Annotated in this window: 8 protein-coding genes; all 8 read left to right on the forward strand. The window is 45.2% G+C overall.

The annotated features are described in order from the left end of the window. Positions 1 to 5 precede the first annotated feature (5 nt). Positions 6 to 1,697, forward strand: coding sequence for a RagB/SusD family nutrient uptake outer membrane protein (locus AC3E9V_RS02785; RefSeq protein ID WP_488751663.1), 1,692 nt, complete (start codon positions 6 to 8; stop codon positions 1,695 to 1,697). A gap of 407 nt (positions 1,698 to 2,104) precedes the next feature. After that, on the forward strand, positions 2,105 to 2,542 hold the full coding sequence (locus AC3E9V_RS02790; protein WP_488751664.1) for a hypothetical protein: 438 nt from the start codon (positions 2,105 to 2,107) through the stop codon (positions 2,540 to 2,542). A 471-nt stretch (positions 2,543 to 3,013) separates the two neighbouring features. Continuing rightward, positions 3,014 to 5,650, forward strand: coding sequence for an alpha-L-arabinofuranosidase C-terminal domain-containing protein (locus tag AC3E9V_RS02795; protein ID WP_488751665.1), 2,637 nt, complete (start codon positions 3,014 to 3,016; stop codon positions 5,648 to 5,650). A gap of 489 nt (positions 5,651 to 6,139) precedes the next feature. Further along, a complete protein-coding gene (locus tag AC3E9V_RS02800; protein ID WP_488751666.1) occupies positions 6,140 to 8,593 on the forward strand; it encodes a DUF6055 domain-containing protein in 2,454 nt (817 codons plus the stop codon). A gap of 98 nt (positions 8,594 to 8,691) precedes the next feature. Next, the gene (locus AC3E9V_RS02805) at positions 8,692 to 11,277 is read left to right on the forward strand and encodes a T9SS type A sorting domain-containing protein (RefSeq protein WP_488751667.1); all 2,586 of its coding nucleotides are present in this window, start codon (positions 8,692 to 8,694) and stop codon (positions 11,275 to 11,277) included. Between the two features lie 94 nt (positions 11,278 to 11,371). After that, entirely contained in the window at positions 11,372 to 11,989 is a 618-nt protein-coding gene (locus AC3E9V_RS02810) for a hypothetical protein (protein WP_488751668.1), read from the forward strand. A 437-nt stretch (positions 11,990 to 12,426) separates the two neighbouring features. Further along, a complete protein-coding gene (locus AC3E9V_RS02815; protein ID WP_488751669.1) occupies positions 12,427 to 12,696 on the forward strand; it encodes a hypothetical protein in 270 nt (89 codons plus the stop codon). Between the two features lie 401 nt (positions 12,697 to 13,097). Further along, positions 13,098 to 19,811, forward strand: coding sequence for a cadherin-like beta sandwich domain-containing protein (locus AC3E9V_RS02820; protein ID WP_488751670.1), 6,714 nt, complete (start codon positions 13,098 to 13,100; stop codon positions 19,809 to 19,811). The last annotated feature ends 132 nt before the right edge of the window (positions 19,812 to 19,943 follow it).

Raw genomic sequence — 19,943 nt, forward strand, 5'->3', positions numbered from 1 at the left:
ATTATATGATAAAAATATGCTTAACTGCTTTGTTAGGGATTACCCTGATTAGCAGTTGTAATGATTCTTTTCTGGACGAGGAAGTGAAAGATTCATTCGCTCCCGAATCCTTGAATGACGAATTGGGCTTTGAAGCAGCAGTTGTAGGTCTGCATAATCACTTTAGTACTTGGTATACCCGAACAGATGATCAGACCTTGCTGGGGATCTTTCAGTTGGGAACGGATATTACGTGGGCTCCATCGGGCAGGTCCAATGGAGATGCACGTCCGTTTTTTGATTACGCATTACTGAACTCTACCAGTGATGGAGTAGATGATCTTTGGCAGTATTTGTACAAGTTAATAGGCAATGCAAACATACTCATTGCCAATGCAGAAGGTGGAGAGGCTGACCTCACTCAGGAGCAAATGGATACTTATAATGCTGAAGGGCGTTTCTTCAGGGCTTATGCTTATAATATGCTGGCTACTCTTTACGGGGATGTTCCGTTATTAACAGAGCCTGTCACCGATGCACGCACAGATTTCACCCGGACACCCCTTGGTGAAGTCAATGATCAGATCGTAGAAGACCTGTTATTTGCGGTAAGTAATCTCCCAACAATTGATAATACCAGGCATGAAGCTCGTCCAAACGAATCAATGGCAAGACAGCTACTTGCCGAGGTTTATCTTCGTATAGACGAACCTGGCCTGGCAGAAGATCAATTGGATGAGATCATTAACAGTGGAAGGTTTAGCCTGATCACAGAGCGCTATGGCGTGCAGGCAGATCAGCCCGGTGATCCTTTTTCTGATATGTTCTTTGTAGGTAATCAACGCAGATCTCAGGGAAATACGGAAGCTATATGGGTACTTGAAGAAGAAAACCCGGCTGATGTTCCTGGTGGGTCTACAGGCTGGCCACAACAGCGTAGAGTATGGGGAGGCGCTTATCATGACCTTCCCGGTATGGTACCGGCGGATTCATTAGGTGGAAGAGGGCTGACACGTATGCGCCTGAATAACTGGGTGTTGTACGGATTATACGAGCCAGGTGATATGCGAAATTCCCAACACAATATAAAACGTCAGCAATATTTTAATAATCCTGGTGAAAGGTATGATACCATAAGAGGAGTACCTATCCCCTATGGAGAGGACGCTGAATTTTACATCCCAAAGGATGTTGATGAACCTTTCGAGGGTGAAAATATTGATACATTAAGGATTTTTGCTGCTGATACCATCTATAAGTATGCTCCTTATACGCTTAAATGGAAGCAATTTGATTCCAGGGATACTTTTGGGTATGGTAACTGGAAGGATTATATCCTGATGCGATTAGGGGAAACATATCTTTTGAGAGCAGAAGCACGATTTAAGCAGGGAAATCTTGCAGGAGCTGCTGATGATATCAATATGTTACGTGACAGAGCAAATGCTTCAAATGTTGATCCGGCAGATGTAGATTTAGACCTTATTCTGGATGAGCGTGCCAGAGAACTGGTAGGAGAAGAAAACAGAAGGATGACTTTGGTACGTACAGGGACTTTAGTAGACAGAGCAAGAACTCTGAATGGTACAGCTCCCCTGGCTGATGGAAACATCGAGACAACTAACGGCCTGGATAGCCATCATATGTTGTTGCCTATTCCTCAAAATGAGATCGATCTGAATAAAGATGCGGAGCTCACTCAGAACCCGGGATACTAAATTTGAAATAGTTCTGTAAACAAGACAATCTCATTCTATAAAGTATAGAGTGAGATTGTTTTTGATTTTTTCGCCATGAGGGTGGGATAAATATTTAAAACGGTATTTACCACTATCTTAAATACGAGAGACTCGCCGATTGATTCTCCTTTCCGTATGATGTCTAATTAATCAAATTACCCTAAAGAGTTTAACTCTGAGGGAAGTAGAATGGGATGGTGTTAATGAAAATTTGAGTATAACTGATTTATTGGAAATTTCCAGGCAATTCTTATTAAACTTCTAATAACCAAAAATATTAGAAGTTTTTCTTAAAAAACGGTATCAAAAAAGACAACATTCCCTTATAAAGATAGATATCTTTGTAGGATATCGGATTAAGTCTTAAAATGTACAAATTTTATTCAATGAGAATTGTTTCGATTGTTGCCATACTGATACTCATAGGGGGTATTTCGTTTATTACTTTATCAGGGAGCGAAAAGACCAATCCCATGATAGGTACCTGGGAAATGAAAAGTGGGGTTTATTATGGACCTGATGGGAAAACAAACTATTCAGCCGATAATACCAGGCAAATGAAGGTTATCAATGAGACCCATTTTACCTCGCTCTGGCAAGATACTGTTTATAATAGCAACAGAGGATTTAATGGGGGCACTTATACCTATGAAAATGGAATCTATACGGAATACCTGGAATACTTTACCATAGCAGATCGTATAGGCGATACAGCACATTTTAAAGTGGAGTTGGAGGGCAATTTGCTCAGTATCTCAGCGTGTGATAAAGATGGTAACATAAGTAAGACCGGTTATTTCCAGACCTGGGAACTTGTGGAGTAGCTAATTTTTATCACTTTCGGATCCAAAACGATACCCTTTATCTCACGGGCAACTTTTACCGAAGGGTAGAAGTCAATAATATACTGATAGGAACAGCCCTGGAAGAAATCCTGGTGAGGGTAGATTGAAATTATGTATTAGGTGCCAATCCTGAGAAGAGTACTTTTTCTACACCTCCATATCTCTGACGACCATTGTTTTCCAACAAAAACAATAACTTTGGCTATCTAACCTGCTTAATTCATAAACTTCGGTTCATGTTGGCTTAAAGAATTGACTAACAGTAAGTTAATGCGACATTCAGTCAAAAAAATTCACAATCATACTGCAAATGAAAAGTAGTCAATCCGATAGCTATCGAATCGCTGATTATCAGTGCGTTTAGGGTTCTCAATAAATAATTCGTTCCACGTCGGCCTGGATTATCCAGGCTAAAGCTATTTATGAAATTTGATTAAAATATTATTCCGGATGAATTTAAGACTTATGAGGCAATATACGCTGAGGTGTTCCATTTCCTGTTTTGTGTTACTTTCCCTGCTTTTTGTCAATCAAGCAAATTCAAGTCACGTATCGAATGGATTGGTTGGTCCCACAGATTCCACCTATCTGTTTGCCTATTCAAGAGATGAGGGAAAAAGTGGTCTGCTGTTGGCCTGGAGCATGGATCAGAAAAACTGGCACGGCATAGGTCCGCATCATCGGTTTTTGTTTTCTGATTTTGGACGATGGGGATCCCAAAAGCGCATGTTTGATCCGTATTTGTTTCCGGATGAAGAGGGCAGGTGGCATTGTGTGTGGAGTCTCAATGAAGGAATTCATCAGTTTGCACATGCCAGCTCTGAAAACCTGTACGAATGGGATAGCCAGGTGTATCCTGAAGTGATGCCCGAAGGTAATGTCTACAAGCCAGAAATTTCAAAACAGGGAAGCTCCTATGTGGTGAGCTGGATGAGTGATGAAGAAGATGATTGTTTCATGGTAACTACGAAAAATTTTAAAGACTACTCACCTACAAAAGAGTATCCAGGGGTTAAGCGACTAAATAACCGGGTGAAAGCGACGATTGATGGTGATGTGTATGAAGGGGCGGTCAACAAAGTTTCCTGGGAGCTTGTGGAAGACCTGATCAAACACTACGAATGGAGTGAGTTTCATGAAAGTGAGCGAAGAGAATCCATGAAAGACGATCCACAGCGATTTGCTGACCTGGAGCCGGTGAAGGCGAGGATCACCCTTACTCCGGATGAATCCAAAGCAATCAGCGATGAGCTTATCGGGATTTTCTTCGAGGATATTAGCCGGGCGGCAGATGGTGGATTATATGCTGAGCTCATTCAGAATCGTGATTTCGAATACCTGCCACGAGATAAATGGGGAAATAATAAAGAATGGAACCAATGGTGGTCCTGGTCTTGGGAAGGCGAGAAATATGGATTTAAAATTGACTCAACGGCCCCCATACATGAAAACAACAGGTACTACGCAGTACTGGAAGGTCGGCCTGAGGATAAGGGACTGATCAACGAAGGTTGGGATGGCATACCGGTCGAAAAAGGCGAAAAGTATGATTTTTCAGTATTTGCGAAATCATTGGTTGGATCTGCCGGTGAGATAACAGTTCGTCTGGTAGCTAAAGACGGATCGGGCAATTTTGGAGAATGTCGTATCAAAGAGATCGAGGGGAGTTGGAAGAAATTTCAATCGACGATCGAGGCAAATGAATCAGTAACAGATGCCCATCTGGAGATTATTCCTGAGTCTGACAGTAAGCTGGCATTGGATATGATCTCGCTTTTCCCTCAAAAGACTTTTAAAGGAAGAAAGAATGGTTTGCGTGCTGACCTGGCTCAAACGATAGCAGACCTGAATCCAAAATTTGTACGCTTTCCCGGGGGCTGTGTGGCTCATGGAGACGGGCTGGAAAATATTTACCGGTGGAAAAACTCCATAGGACCATTGGAGGAGAGAGTGCCTATGCGAAATCTTTGGGGATATCACCAGACATTGGGTCTTGGGTATTATGAGTATTTTCAGTTTTGTGAGGATATAGGGGCCGAGCCGGTACCCGTGCTGGCTGCCGGAGTGCCTTGCCAAAATTCCGGAACCGGAGGTCACGGTCAGTGTGGTGGTATACCACTTGGCGAAATGGATGAGTATGTGCAGGATGTGCTGGACCTGATCGAATGGGCCAATGGTGATAAGAATACTGAATGGGGGAGAAAGCGGATAGAAGCTGGCCATCCGGAGCCTTTTAATCTGAAATATCTGGGTATTGGAAACGAGGACCTGATCACAAATATCTTTAAAGAGCGGTTCGCTATGATCTATGAAGCTGTTCAGAAAAAATATCCGGAAATCATCGTAATTGGTACGGTGGGGCCTTTTTATACGGGTACGGATTATGAGGTAGGCTGGGATTTTGCCAAAAAGCTGGAAGTGCCCATGGTAGACGAGCACTACTACGTGCCCCCGGGTTGGCTATTAAACAATCAGGATTTTTACGATAAGTACGACCGAAATGGTCCGAAAGTATATCTGGGAGAGTATGCTGCCCATGGTCCGGGCAGAAAGCTAAACATGGAAACAGCACTGACTGAAGCGATTTACCTCATATCAGTTGAACGCAATGCTGATGTGGTGACCATGACTTCCTATGCACCCCTCCTGGCAAAAGAAGGTAAGACCAACTGGAACCCCGATCTCATCTACTTCAACAATACTGAGGTAAAGCTGACCACCAGTTATCATGTGCAAAAGCTTTTTGGTAACAATTCTGGTCAGGTGTATATTCCATCTTACATCGATCTTTCCAATCAAAGTAAAGATGTGAAAAAGCGGGTAGCTGCTTCGGTAGTAAAGGATGAAGATTCCGGAGACTATATCATTAAGCTGGTCAACCTGCTCCCTGAAGAGGTGGGTGCTTCATTGGATTTGTCTCCAATGGGTAATCCGGACTCCAAAGCCCTTCTTTCTGTTATGAAAGGTCACCCCGAGGATGAAGATGTAAAGCCTGAGGTAACTGAAATTGCTGTTACCTCGAATTTGGATTATACGCTACCGGCTTACTCATTTAGTGTAATCCTGGTGAAAGCTGGAAAACCATAGGAGTTAAATCAGGAATGTATCTGTCATCGGGGGCTCCTGGTGGTTTTAATCGTGGTACTTTCGATTGACGGTAACCCTACTTTGTTAAATTATATTGAATGATCATAAGGGAGTATGGGTTTGGTAAATTTTTCTATAACCCCCATCGCCCTCTTTGCAAGAAAAAGGGGGAATATTTGTATCAAACCCATACTCCTTACTCCTAACTGCTTAATCGCAACTTGACAGAGTAGAATTAATGCCATTTGGTTAAGCTCCCTTTGTCCCTCCCTTTGGGTGAAGGGGTGCCCGACCAGGGAGAGGATGTAAGAAGGAGAGGATGTAAGAAAACATGCTTAAGAAATGGCATTAACTTTTATTTATAAAATCCTTCATGATTGGTATCATTCTCTATGGGTAAGCCCTTGTTTTAATAGACAAGACATTACTTGATACTAATTCATGATCCATTGTAAATCATATTTCGTGTACCTGGGCTTAATGCTATTTATGCTAGGAACACTTGATAGGCCGTACGCTCAGCAGAGTGAAAAGTCCATTTATGTACCATCCTCGTTCGGGAATATAGACCTGAACAATGATGCAGGTAAATGGAGCTATGCCCGAAGCAGAGAATCTGAAAACTTCATTGTCTTCTGGGAAGCTGGTTATGGGACTGATCCAAAAACCACCCCAAACAGCAGCTACCAGGTAGACGTGGATGCCGTATTGGACATTGCGGAAACAAGTTTTGAAATGTACCGCGACTCGCTGAAGTTTATCATAGAAGGAGATTCCAGGACCGACACCTACAAAATGATCATTTTGCTATACTACTCTACCACCTGGCAGGCTACCGGATCGGGTGTGGATGATATGATCGGGCTGCTTAGCCTTAGCGCCAATGCTGCCCAGGCATCCGGCACGACAGTAGCTCATGAGGTAGGTCATTGCTTTCAGTACCAGGTGCACTGCGATGGTCATCCGGGAGGCTGGATGTATGGGCTGGGACCAAACGGAGAAGGCGGTAACGGCTGGTGGGAGCAGTGCGCCCAGTGGATGGCTTTTGAAGTCTTTCCCGAAGCGAAGTTTACGGATCACAACTTTGGCAATTATCTGGCCAGTACCCACAAACATATCCTGCATGAGGCGCCTCGCTATGCTAACTATTTCATACAGGATTACTGGACCCACTTGCATGGTAAAGATTTCATAGGCAGGCTTTGGCGTGACTCACAGTTTCCGGAAGATCCGGTAGATGCTTATAAGCGAATTACAGGTGTGACTCAGGAAGAGTTTAATGATGAGCTATACGATCACGCTGCCCGGATGATTACCTGGGACATACCATCCATTAAGGAATATGGGAGAAATTATACCAGCGCTCATGGATCTGCCCCAATGACTGAGACAGAAGACGGATATTGGATGATAGATTCATCTAAATGCCTTGAGAACTATGGTTATAATGCCATCAGGCTCAATGTGCCGGATGGATCAGCTGAAGTTACGGTGTATTTTGAAGGAAAAGCCGGAGCGGATGGTTACCGGTCATTAAACCAGGAGGACGCGGGATGGCGCTATGGTCTGGTTACTTTGCTGAAAAATGGAACACGAGTGTACAGCCCAATGCGGTCTCCCGTTTTTGATTCGGGAAACCCGAAAGATACGCTCACCTTTACTGTACCGGATAAATCCGAAAAACTCTGGCTGGTGGTATCAGGAGCGCCTCAAAGTCACTGGCACCATCAGTGGGATGACAATGACAGCAATGATGAGCAATGGCCTTACCAGGTCGGGTTCGATCATACCAACCTGTATGGAGTTTACGAATTTTCGGAAGAAGACCAGCCTTATAATGATACGCTGACCTATGATGTGACATTGCTGCCATTTACCGGCAATGCCAACCCTTACCCCAGTAAACCTGTGGAGCTAAACCTGGAGGCTATTTGCAGGGCGTTTGTTATTCAGGCTTCTGAGGTGAAAGCAGCCATTGGATCATCTGTCCTTTACGGTGCGGTGACTCCTTCAGGAGCGTTCGATTATCAATCTACGGCCAGCGCACCAGGTCATTGGTTTGATGAAGGTGGGAATGTTACTACCTGGGGAAACAACAGCTATATTTTTTCTGAATTCAATCCTGACAACTTAACCTTCAATATAGGTCAATATCCGAATTCAAGTGAGGTTGGTGATGAATACACTATTCGGCAGGCATTGGTTTATACCTCTGCCGGAGAACTCTCAGTGCATGTCGTTTTTCAGTTTAATGTGCGTATTGTTTCGCCCGAAGATATCGATGGTGACGGGGTGGATAATGATTCGGATAGTTGTCCATACATAGCTAATGGTGACCAGTCTGACCTGGACGAAGATGGGGTGGGTGATGCCTGTGATGTGCTGGTAGCCAAAGCCAAATTGCCAGAAAAGGTGGACTTTGGTCTGGTGCTGCTTGGTTCCGGTAATTCTCTGTCCGTGTTGATCACCAATATGGGCACAGATCAATTGGAAATTACCCAAATGTCTGCACCGGAAGGGTTTTCAGTAAGTCCGCAGGCATTGACTATAGGCGGGAACGGCTCGGAAACTGTTTTGATCAGCTTCCAGCCTGATGAAATTGGATTGGTTAATGACACGCTTTTTCTACAGACCAATGCTGGCACTTCGTACACCATCCTTTCAGCCGAAGCTGTATTGGCTTTACCGGTGGCTTTACAAAGGTCGAGGATGTCATTTGGCCCAAATCCGGCCCGGGAAAATATTCACGTAAACTGGACCGGCAAAGCCAATACCCATCCATCTATTCAAATTATTGACTTGTCCGGAAGGCTTCAGCAAGTTGGGGTTCAGCTGACAGCAAAAGGTGCGGATGTAGATGTCTCAGGGTTAAAAAACGGACTGTATTTTCTGAAAATTCATGACGGAGTGCATCTCACTATTCTGAAACTGGTAAAAGAGTAGGTTTTATCTATAAAAATATAAATCAAAAAAATCATTGATTTCAGTATCATTTTTGATTTTGCTCCCTTCTCCTTAAGAAGAGAAACCTAATTTTCGCGATGAAAAAACTTTACAGACTTTTATTTTTTTATGTTTTAGTACTAATGACACAGGCCCTGTCCGCCCAAAACCTGATGTCAGACTGGGATGGGGGAGGAGCCACCGGTGCAGGCTCAGAGCCAAGCAACTTTGGGTGGGATTGTTCCCCGGCGATTACATGGGCTGAGGCCAATGCTTTTGGCGTTCGTTTTCAGGATGACATAAGTTACGCTTATGGTGAAGGTACCCTGACTGGTCGCATCCTGTTTGTACGGTGGGATGGAGTAGGTGGTACTACTACCTCTTCGATTTTTAGCTATCCCGCAGACCTGGAAGCCTGTAAAACTTATATTTTCACAGCCAAGATTGCCTGGCACAATAACGGAAGCGCTCCGGTGTATACCTACCAGATCAATTCGGCTAAGGATAACTCAGGGAAGACCGTTGCCAAAGATCAGGTGAGTGCGCCCTCTAAAGAAATTTTACATGATATGGAGCTGGCATTCACTCCGGATGAAACAGGCACTTATTATTTTACCCTGGAAGCCAGTTCGGGGGTTCTGGGTGGTATTCGAGATCTGTCCCTGGAAGAATATACCGGAGACCCTTTCCTTTCGGTTTCAAAGACAGAATTGACCTACGACAGTACACGATTGTCACAGTCTTTTGAGGTCAGCGGTTTCGGATTCACGGAGGACATTACCTTTTCTGCTCCTGACGGGATGACCCTCACACCTGCCTCCATTACTCCGGAGGAAGTTAAGTGTTCTGCCGTATCAGTAACTGCAGCCTTTGACAATAAAGAGTCGTTAACTGATGGCTCCATTGAGGTAACCAGCGGTTCACTTACCAAGACCATTAATGTAAAGGAAGTGTTGCCACCCTGGATGGCTCCAGGTACGAAGGAGTTTACTTCGGATGGTACCTGGTGCTGGTTTCAGGATCCGCGCGCAGTATACTATGAAGGCGAAAAGAAGCAGACTTACACAGGTTGGGTCACCAGTGATGGCACTGTGCAGGTAGGTAGCTACAACCATGAGACAGGTGAGATCATCACGCATACGATCAATGAGAAATTTCAGGTGGATGATCATAACAATCCCACCTTTTTGATCCGGGAGGACGGACGAATTGTGGTAGCCTACTCGGGACATTTTTACGGCCCCATGCGGGTGGTAGTTTCAGAAAACCCGGAAGACATTACTTCATTTGGACCGGAAGCCACTTTTGGAACCAGTGTGACGTATGCCAACCCATACCAGATCGGGGATTCTACGGTCATGTTTTATCGCGATGGTTCTACCTGGCACCCTACCATGTGTGTATCTACCGATGGTGGAGTGACATGGGGCACACCACAGGAGCTTATCACCAGGGGAGGCAGCCAGCAGCGGCCTTATGTAAAGTATACACAAGATAGCAAGGGTGGTATGCACATTACCTTTACTACAGGTCATCCGCGTCAGGAGTCTGCGAATAAAATTTACTATGTGTATTTTAAGAACAACAAGTTTTACAAAGCAGATGGTACGCTGATTAAAAGCTACAGTGGTGCGGCAGATGCCCTCGACATAGATGCCGGGGAGCCGGAAGTGGTATATGACGCTTCACTGGGTAAAGGCTGGACGTGGGACATTGCGCTGGACGAAAATGAAAGCCCGGTGATCCTTTATGCAGCCTTCCCGGATGACCTCAATCACGACTACTACTATGCACACTGGGACGGGACTCAATGGAACAACAATCACATCGTGAATAGTGGGCGATGGTTTCCTCAGACCCCTGAAGGTGCCGGAGAGCCGGAACCTAATTATTCCGGAGGCTTGACCGTGGACCCTGACGACCCTTCAGTAGTTTATTTGTCAAAACAGGTAGATGGTGTTTTCGAAATTTTTAAATACACCACCAGCGACAAAGGAGAAAATTGGGACACTGAACAGCTCACTAAAAACACGCCTGATAGTGTGATAAACGTGCGGCCGGTGATCCCGCGTGGACATGTTCCGGGATCATTTGACGTGATGTGGATGAGAGGTAAATATGTCACCTATTCAAACTACCTGACCGCTGTGATGTATTACAGTCCGAATACCGTAAATGCTACTTTAGACAGTATTTTTGTGGGTGGCAAAAAGCTGGAGGATTTTCATCCGGATAGCTTGCACTATATGATAGAGTTGCCGACAGGAACGAAGGTTATACCTAATGTGGTTGCATTTTCCGGTGTTCCCTTTTCCAAGATTAAAATAGAGCCAGCTTCTGCACTTCCAGGGCAGGCATCTATAACGGTTACTACTGAGGCAGGTCAAACCACGAGAGAGTACATTGTAGAGTTTGTAGTTGCCAGCCCTCTGGATATTAAGGAATCTTCAGGGTTTAACGTGTTTCCTAACCCTACGGACGGTGTTATTAATATTGACTGGTCCGGTCTGGATCGTTCCTATCGTCATCTGACCATGCTCTCGGTGGATGGGAGTGTTATTTGGAGTGAATATATTTCTGAATCCGGACGCACGATTGATCTGAGTCAGTATACCAGTGGTGTTTACCTGCTTAAGCTTTCAAACGGAAAAGAAACGATTACTCGTAGAATAATCAAAGAATAGGATGGCATTTCACTGTTTTCAAATAAAGTACGCGCTAACTGCAGTATGTTTCTTTATTTGTATAACAGGATATAGCCAAAACTTACAGCCTGAATTGGGACTAAGAACGGGGAAGGTCCTTTACCCGGACACCATACAGCATCTGGATGAAGGGTTGCCAACCAGCCACTTGCTGTTGGATCGGAAAGACCGTGTGGGGATCAAACTGGTGAGTTATTATCAAACTGCCAGTGATTATTTCCTGGTACAAAAGTTTGATGATGTGGGCTATGTAACCATGCGCAGAACCGAAAAGGGCCCCGTTTCCATATTTAAGTTCTCTAAGGAAACCTACGATCCCTACTGGGTTGGTGATGCAGGCGGTTTCAATAATTATACCTTTTACCAATACAATGATGAGCTTAAACCCTTGACAAATGACAATTTGAAAAAGAGTCTGAGCCATGATGAACAAAGTGTTTCCATGATCAGGAAGATGGGTCGGAATAACTTTATTCGTGTTGGGGTTTTTGCCGGAGGTTTAGCGCTCACGGCGGTGGGTATCGGTAAAATGTTTGTGCCGGATTCAGAAGGTGTCAGCCGGTTTGAATTTAAGCCCAACCTGCCATTTTTAGCGGGCATTCCCATTATGGTTCTATCGATCACCCTTGGTAAAGAAAAGAAATATGATCTGGAAGATGTAGTAAAAAGCTATAACTATAGGAACAGGTAGCTGCTTTTCCGGTCGCGTGTTGGGCGCTTGGCCGGATTGCGGGTTTTTTCCTGCTGCGGTTACTTTTTCGCCTCAGAGTTGCCAAAGGACTCCGAGGCTTTCCAGCACTCCTTAAGGTCAGGCTTCAGCCAGACCGATTTTGGAGGCTCAGTACCACTTAAAGATCAATTCCGACCAGTCAGCTCCCCTCAAAGGGGAGCAAATTTTTTAAGTCTGCTAAATATACCGGCATTAGCATTTTATTCCCAAATCGACTTCTCCCCTTACGAAGGGGAGCTGCCTGAAAGGCGGAGGGGTGGCGGAAAATAAACTTCCACCTGCGCTTTCGCACCAGATGAGGTGGACCTATCCACCCCCTTTCCCCCGCCAGCGGGGGACACTCCGGATTTTTCGGAAATGGGTCCCGGAGGAGGAAAATCGTTCAGTACCACCTAAAAATGGCTCAGTACCACTCAAAAATCATTCAGTACCATCAAAAAATGGCTGGGGACCACTCGGAAATGACTCAGTACCACCCGAAAATCACTGGGGACCGTATAAAAATGACTCTGCACCACCCGGAAATCGTTCAGTACCGCCTGAAAATGACTCAGTACCACTCAAAAATCACTGCGGACCGGGTAAAAATGACTCCCGACCACCTGAAAATCGCTAACTACCATCAAAGGATCATTGCCGATCGGTCAGTTGAGCTTCTAGTCAACTAGTGATGGCATGAATTAGTGGGCCTATTTAAGAATCATAACACTAGCAGGTGAATTTACAACCTTAACTTAATAGCATCCCTCCTCCCTGGTCAGCCCCTGAAAACATAATACTTTTACTGTGATCCAACAAATTTTTTTCCATTCCAATACCAGAAACCCGTACCCGGATATTCTTTCATTAAAAGCTGTGAAGTAGCATATTTGAAATACTTCTATTTATCAAACCATTTTTTGCATTCCAACTAAAGTATCAAATGTATTAGCCGCTCCCGGTATCATTTTCATAATTCCTTCCTTATTAGAATAGTGAGGAGTATCTGGCATGCTGTGTCTCGGCTATCAAAAACGGACCTGGATCCAGATGCTTCGGAAAATCAACTATCACTGTAAATACCTGAAGTATGAAAAAAAATCGACTACTTTATTGCTTATGGGGATTAATAGCCATCGGCCTTTTGCTGCCGAGTGCTGTTAATGCACAGACTCAAGATGACACAGGGACGTTTAGTCCGGTCATCGACGGTTCCAATGACGATGTGGTGATATACGCATCTGTAAATCCCGAATCTTCTACAGACGCGACTTTGTGTTTTGGGGGAAGTTCAACCAGCAAAGGCAGTTATGATAAGTTTTCGACACTCTGCCGGTTTTTAGGCTCCTCAAATCCAATTGATGTGCGGGATGGGACAGGGTATGTTAAAGACAATAGTATCATACCTGAAAGTGGAACAGTGTACCATGTTTGGACGGTGATCCATTATGCTTCCCTAACCTATGATACTTATATTCGGGAAGGGTTAGATGGTTCAATTACTACTATACGTGAAAATGCTGACTTTAGAAACTCAAGCGATTTGACAATCTCTTCTATTGATACCTGGTATCTGGTTCACAATGGAGGTTCTGCTGCCAGTGTAAATACAGTGGAGGTGGTAGATGCAGTGGGTGAGTTTCCAAGTATATTACCTACTTTGTCAGACATTGCGCTAAGTGCCGGTAGTCTCAGCCCGTCGTTTGATTCGGCTGTTGTTTCTTATGATGTCGGTCTACCTTATGGTACCACCTCGGTGGACGTAACCGCCACGCCTTTTGTGCCGGGAGCCGGTGTAGTCGGAGATAGCACCCTTGATATCTCGGCAGGCGAAGATACTGTTGACATTGTGGTGACTGCTGTGGATAATATAACTACCAAGACTTACACATTAAACTTTGCGGTTGATCCTGGGGATACTGTTACTACCCTGTCAGGTATTACACTAAGTAAAGGTAGTCTGAGCCCGGCATTTGATCCGGAAACCTTTTCTTATGATGTAGATCTTGCAGCCAGTGTCACTTCGGTGGATGTGACTGCCACCACTACAGTGCCTGAGGCCTCTACTGCAGGTGATGGCACCATTGATGTGTCTTCCAGTACGAGTGCGAATATTGTGGTAACTGCGAAAAATGGAACGGATGAAAGAACCTATACGGTTAATTTCAATAAGCTGTCAGCATCCACGGATGCCACACTTTCAGCGTTTTCCTTTGACTACGGTTATCTGAAAGGAGTTTTTGATAGCAGTACGGATACCTATGAACTATTGGTTCCTGCGGGAGCCTCTACAGTCAATGTTACGGCCACTCCGACTCATGAGTTTGCTACGGTGACCTCGGGCGATGGTGCCATTGATGTATCCGGAGGCAGCACCTCCACAGTAATCAACGTGGAGGCTGAGGATGAAAGTACCACAGGTACCTATACGGTTAACTTTACCGTAGACCTTACTAATTACATGTTCGGCTGGGACGGTGACGGACACACAGGCACCGGGTCAGAACCAAATAGTTTTGGCTGGGAGAATACAGCAGGTGACGCCCCTTGGGGAGAAGCGAATGTGGGTGGTTGCCGGTTTCGAGATGACCCAGAACAGTCCCCTGGTGTTCCATATACCTATGAAGATGGTGGGGCCACTGTAACAGGTCGTCAATTCCTACTGAGATATGATGGCTCTACAGCTAGCGAAACCTCTGCATTTACCTATCCTGTGATGCTAGAGGCAGATTCAGTATATAAATTTTCCTTCGACTATGTGTATGGAGGTAGTGGAACCCCACCTGCAACCCTTACTGTCGGAATTGGGACATCCAATGATGCTACTTCAGACGTTGCCTCTAAGGGATTTGAAACTGCCAGTAATACCACTCAATACCGAAGTGATTCGCTGATATTTATGACTGATGCTGCGGGTGTCTACTATGTGAAGTTTACTTGTAGTGAGAAATCCTGGCAAGGAGTGAACAATTTGAGTTTAGAAGGATTCACTTCAAGCGACGCTACTTTGTCAGACCTGACAGTCAATGATGGTGATTTAGATCCGGTATTTGATTCAGGGACCACCTCATATAGTCTGCTAATAGACCCGAACCTGGATACCTTATTCATTACGGGTACTCCAACTATCGAGTTTTCAACAGTGACCGGAGATGATACTGTTGCGATCACAGGCGATAGCGGTGCGGCCACTTTGACTGTGACAGCCCTGGATGGAGTAACCACACAGGATTATATCGTAAACTGGGAGGTAGGCCTTGACTCAACTGATGCTACGTTGTCAGCTATTGACCTGAGTGTAGGTAGTTTGAGTTTAAGCCCTGAGTTTCACCCGGATTCGCTTACTTACACCGTAGATGTTCCGTTTAGTGTCGATGCAGTGGATGTGACTGCTGCACCAACCGTATCAGGAGCCACCACAGTGGGCGACAGCACCATCGATGTGACCTCAGGTACCAGTATTGATATTGTGGTGACAGCGATAAACGAAACAGATACCAAAACCTATACGATCAATTTCAACAAGCTGACAGCCTCTGCGGATGCTGCCCTTTCCGATATTTCGTTTGATTTTGGGTATCTCAAAGGGGTATTTGATAGCGGTACTACCACCTATGAAGTGTTGGTGCCTGCGGGAGCTTCTGCTGTGAATGTAACGGCAACTCCTACAGATCAATTTGCTACTGTAACTTCCGGAGACGGAGCTATAGATGTATCCGGAGGCAGCACATCAACAGATATTATAGTGACTGCTGAGGATGGAAGCACTACAAGCACCTATACGGTAAACTTTACTGTAGACGCTACCAATTACATGTTTGGCTGGGATGGAGATGGCCATACAGGAACTGGGTCAGAAGCGGATAATTTTGGATGGCAGTGTACAGTGATAAGTGGATGGAATGAAGCCAACGCAGGGGGTGGAGTAAGGTATACGGATCAGACATATAACTATGATGGAGGAAATCAAACAGGCCGTGTGCTCTTTACCCGATGGGATGGTTCCGGAGGAACAAACACAGGCTCGATCTGGGCTTATCCGGCAACTCTTGAGCCGGGCTTCTATCAGTTTACGGCGAAAATGGCTTTGCATGCCAATGCTTCTACAGCAGAATACTATTATCAGATCAATTCTGCTGCTGATAATACCGGAGATACATTAGTTATTAATACGTTGAACGTTCCTAATACTGGTGAACTGTTTGACATGCAGATTGCTTTTGAAGTGACCTCTGCGGATACTCTTTATTTTACCCTGGGAAGTAACAATGGTAATCTGGGAGCTATCACGGACCTATACTTGGAGGAAGTAACTACCAATGCTAATTTATCAGCCCTGTCAGTGAATGCAGGAGTTTTAGATCCAGCTTTTTCTGCGGATAGTACGGCCTACACCTTGCTGATGCCTCCAGGGTCTGATACCTTGATCATTTCAGCAACAGCGGCAAACGGATTAGCTACAGTTGTGGGGGATAGTACGGTTGCAATTTCGGGTACTACAGGCACTAATACCGTGACGGTGACAGCAGCAGATGGCACTACCACTAAGGATTATGTCATCAACTGGGAGGTAGAGACGGTTTCATCAGATGCTACACTTTCTGATCTTTCAATTGATGGGGGGCTATCTTTGAGCCCGGCATTCTCGGCTGTGATAACCGATTATACAGTGGAGTATGACTACACTGTTGAATCTACATACATCACTGCTGTGGAGAACTATTCAGAAGCGACAGTGGAAGGCGATACCGGGACCTTCGTGCTCTCGGATGGAGCCGTGGCAACCATCACAGTCACTGCAGAAAATGGCTCTACACAAGATTATACTATTACATTCAATAAAGATCCCAATCTTATAGCTCTTTGGGATGGGAACGGAGCTACCGGTACAAACTCGGAACCGGATAACTTTGGATGGCTGTGCAGTGATTCAATCGGATGGACAGAGGCAAATCAATTTGGTATCCGTTTTGAGGATGGTGTCTCATACGCTACAAGCAGAGTGCTATTTACAAGATGGGACAATGTCAACAATGCTACTACCAGTTCGATCTACGCCTACCCGGCAACCCTTGAACCGGGTTACTACCTTTTTACTGCAAAGGGTGCCTGGCATGCCAATGCTTCAGCGCCAGATTATTCGTACCTGATTAATTCAGCTTCGGATAATACAGGTGATACCCTTGCTTATGATGTGCTTAACGTTCCTAATACAGGGCAACTGTATGATATGGAGCTGGCTTTTGAAGTGACTTCTGCAGGTACTTATTATTTCACTCTGGGGAGTTCTGCAGGTGTTTTGGGCGCCATTACAGATCTTAATCTGGAAGCATTCACCTCCAGTGATGCGACACTGTCTGACATAGCGCTGAGCTCAGGAAGCCTCAACCCTGCATTTGATTCTGCTACTGTATCCTATGATGTGGAGCTTCCTTACGGAACCACCTCAGTAGATGTAACAGCCACACCTACCATAAGTATATCAGATGTAGTTGGCGGTGGCACCATCGATGTGTCGTCTGGTAGCGGGACAACGGATATTGTGGTAACTGCTATTGATGGAGTCACTACCAAGACCTATACTGTAAACTTTGCGGTAGATCCTGGAGATACTGTTGCTACATTGTCAGCTATAGCATTAAGTGTAGGTAGTCTGGATCCGGCATTTAATTCGGATTCGCTTACTTACCAGGTGGCTGTTCCGTTCGGGACCAATTCCGTGGATGTAACGGCTACTGCTACCGTATCAGGAGCTACAGTAGTTGGTGATGGTACGATCGATGTGTCGAGCGGAAGTGGCACTGCAGATATTGTGGTAACTGCAACAGACGGAACTACCACAAGAACCTATACGGTTGATATTACCGTTTCGGCTATCTCAACCGATGCTACGCTTGCTGATATTTCTTTTGACTTTGGCTATCTCAAAGGGGCGTTTGACAGTGGTACCACTACCTATGAGGTGTTGGTTCCTGCCGGGGTTTCCTCAGTCAATGTAACAGCTACAAAAAGTGATGCAACAGCTACAATAGACTCCGGTGACGGACTTATTGACGTAACGGGTACATCTCCATCTACGGTGATCAATATTACAGCTCAGGATGGTACTACTACAGCAGCTTACACGCTTAACTTCACAGTAGATGCAACTAATTACATGTTTGGTTGGGATGGTGATGGTGTTACCGGTGCAGGATCAGAAGCTGATAATTATGGTTGGCAGTGTACGGATATTGATCCTACTGGCTGGACAGAAGCCGGTGTCTTAGGTGTCCGTTTCCAGGATGGTGTTTCATACTCTACCAACAGAGTATTGTATGTAAGATGGGATGGTACAGGCGGTACCAGTACAAACTCCATTTATGCTTATCCGGTAACCCTGGATGCAGGCTATTACTTATTCACGGCAAAGATGGGGTGGAATAGCGTTGCTTCAGCACCAGATTATTTCTATCAGATCAATTCTGCTGCGGATAACACTGGAGATACATTGACAAGTGATGTGATTAGTGTTCCAAGTGAAGGGGTATTGCATGATTTACAGCTCGGCTTCCAGATAGAAACTGCAGGAACCTATTACTTTACTCTGGGTAGTTCTAATGGTAATCTGGGAGCAATCACAGATCTGAATCTCGAAACAACAGAGGAAACAGATGGTGATGGCATCCCTGACGCTGTGGATAATTGTCCGGCTACTGCCAATGCAGACCAGGCCGATCTGGATGGAGATGATATAGGCGATACTTGTGACGATGATATAGATGGTGACGGGGTGTTGAATGTAGATGATGCGTTCCCTCTGGATGAGACTGAGGATACAGATACGGATGGAGACGGTACCGGAAACAACGCAGATACTGATGATGACGGTGACGGCACTCCGGATGTGGATGATGCGTTCCCGCTGGATGAGACTGAGGATACAGATACGGACGGAGACGGTACTGGAAACAATGCGGATACCGATGACGATGGAGACGGACAAAGTGATGCTCATGAGACAACCTGTGGTTCTGATCCGTTAGATTCAGCGTCCACTTCTACAGACTCTGATAGTGATGGAGTACCTGATTGTGTGGTGAATGAAGATGATGATAGCGATGGCATTACCAATGGAGAGGATAACTGTCCTGGTACTGCCAATGAGGATCAGGCGGATATGGATGAAGATGGAATCGGAGATGTATGTGATGATGACCGGGATGGTGATGGCACGGCCAATGCAGAAGATGCCTTCCCTGATGATCCTGCAGAGGATACCGATACCGATGGAGATGGTACCGGAGACAATGCAGATACCGATGACGATGGTGATGGACAAAGTGATGAGGATGAGATCGCTTGTGGTTCTGATCCTTTAGATTCCGGAAGCCTTTCGCAAGATGCTGATAGTGATGGAACGCCGGATTGTATTGAGATCTTAGATGATGACGGAGATGGCGTGGCCAATGGAGATGACAACTGTCCGGACACTGCAAACGCTGATCAGGCTGATCAGGACGGTGATGGAATAGGCGATGTCTGCGACGATGATTTTGTTGTGCTCAACCTTGACGATAGTGATAAGCTGTTAAAGGTTGGTCCTAATCCTGTTCAGGAGACTCTGACAGTAGATTGGTCTGCTTATGAGGTTACTTACCCTACTATAAAGATATTCAGTATGGATGGTAAGCTTCAATGGCAGGGAGTTGATCTTCAGGGAAGTCAGGTAGAGGTAGACGTGAGCAGCTTCTCCAACGGAATATTTATGATGCACATTTACACAGGTGATAAACCTGTAATGCTGAAAGTGATTAAAGAGTAACAATCTGGTTATTACTTTTTCCTAATCCCGGGCCTCTTGAGGTTCGGGATTTTTTTATTTCTGGAGTTCTCACAAACCGGGCCAACCTTTCATCAGGTGGATATAAAAAAAGTTTTGCCTTTCCGGTATCAA

The sequence above is a fragment of the Marinoscillum sp. HNIBRBA16962 genome (assembly GCF_057801515.1).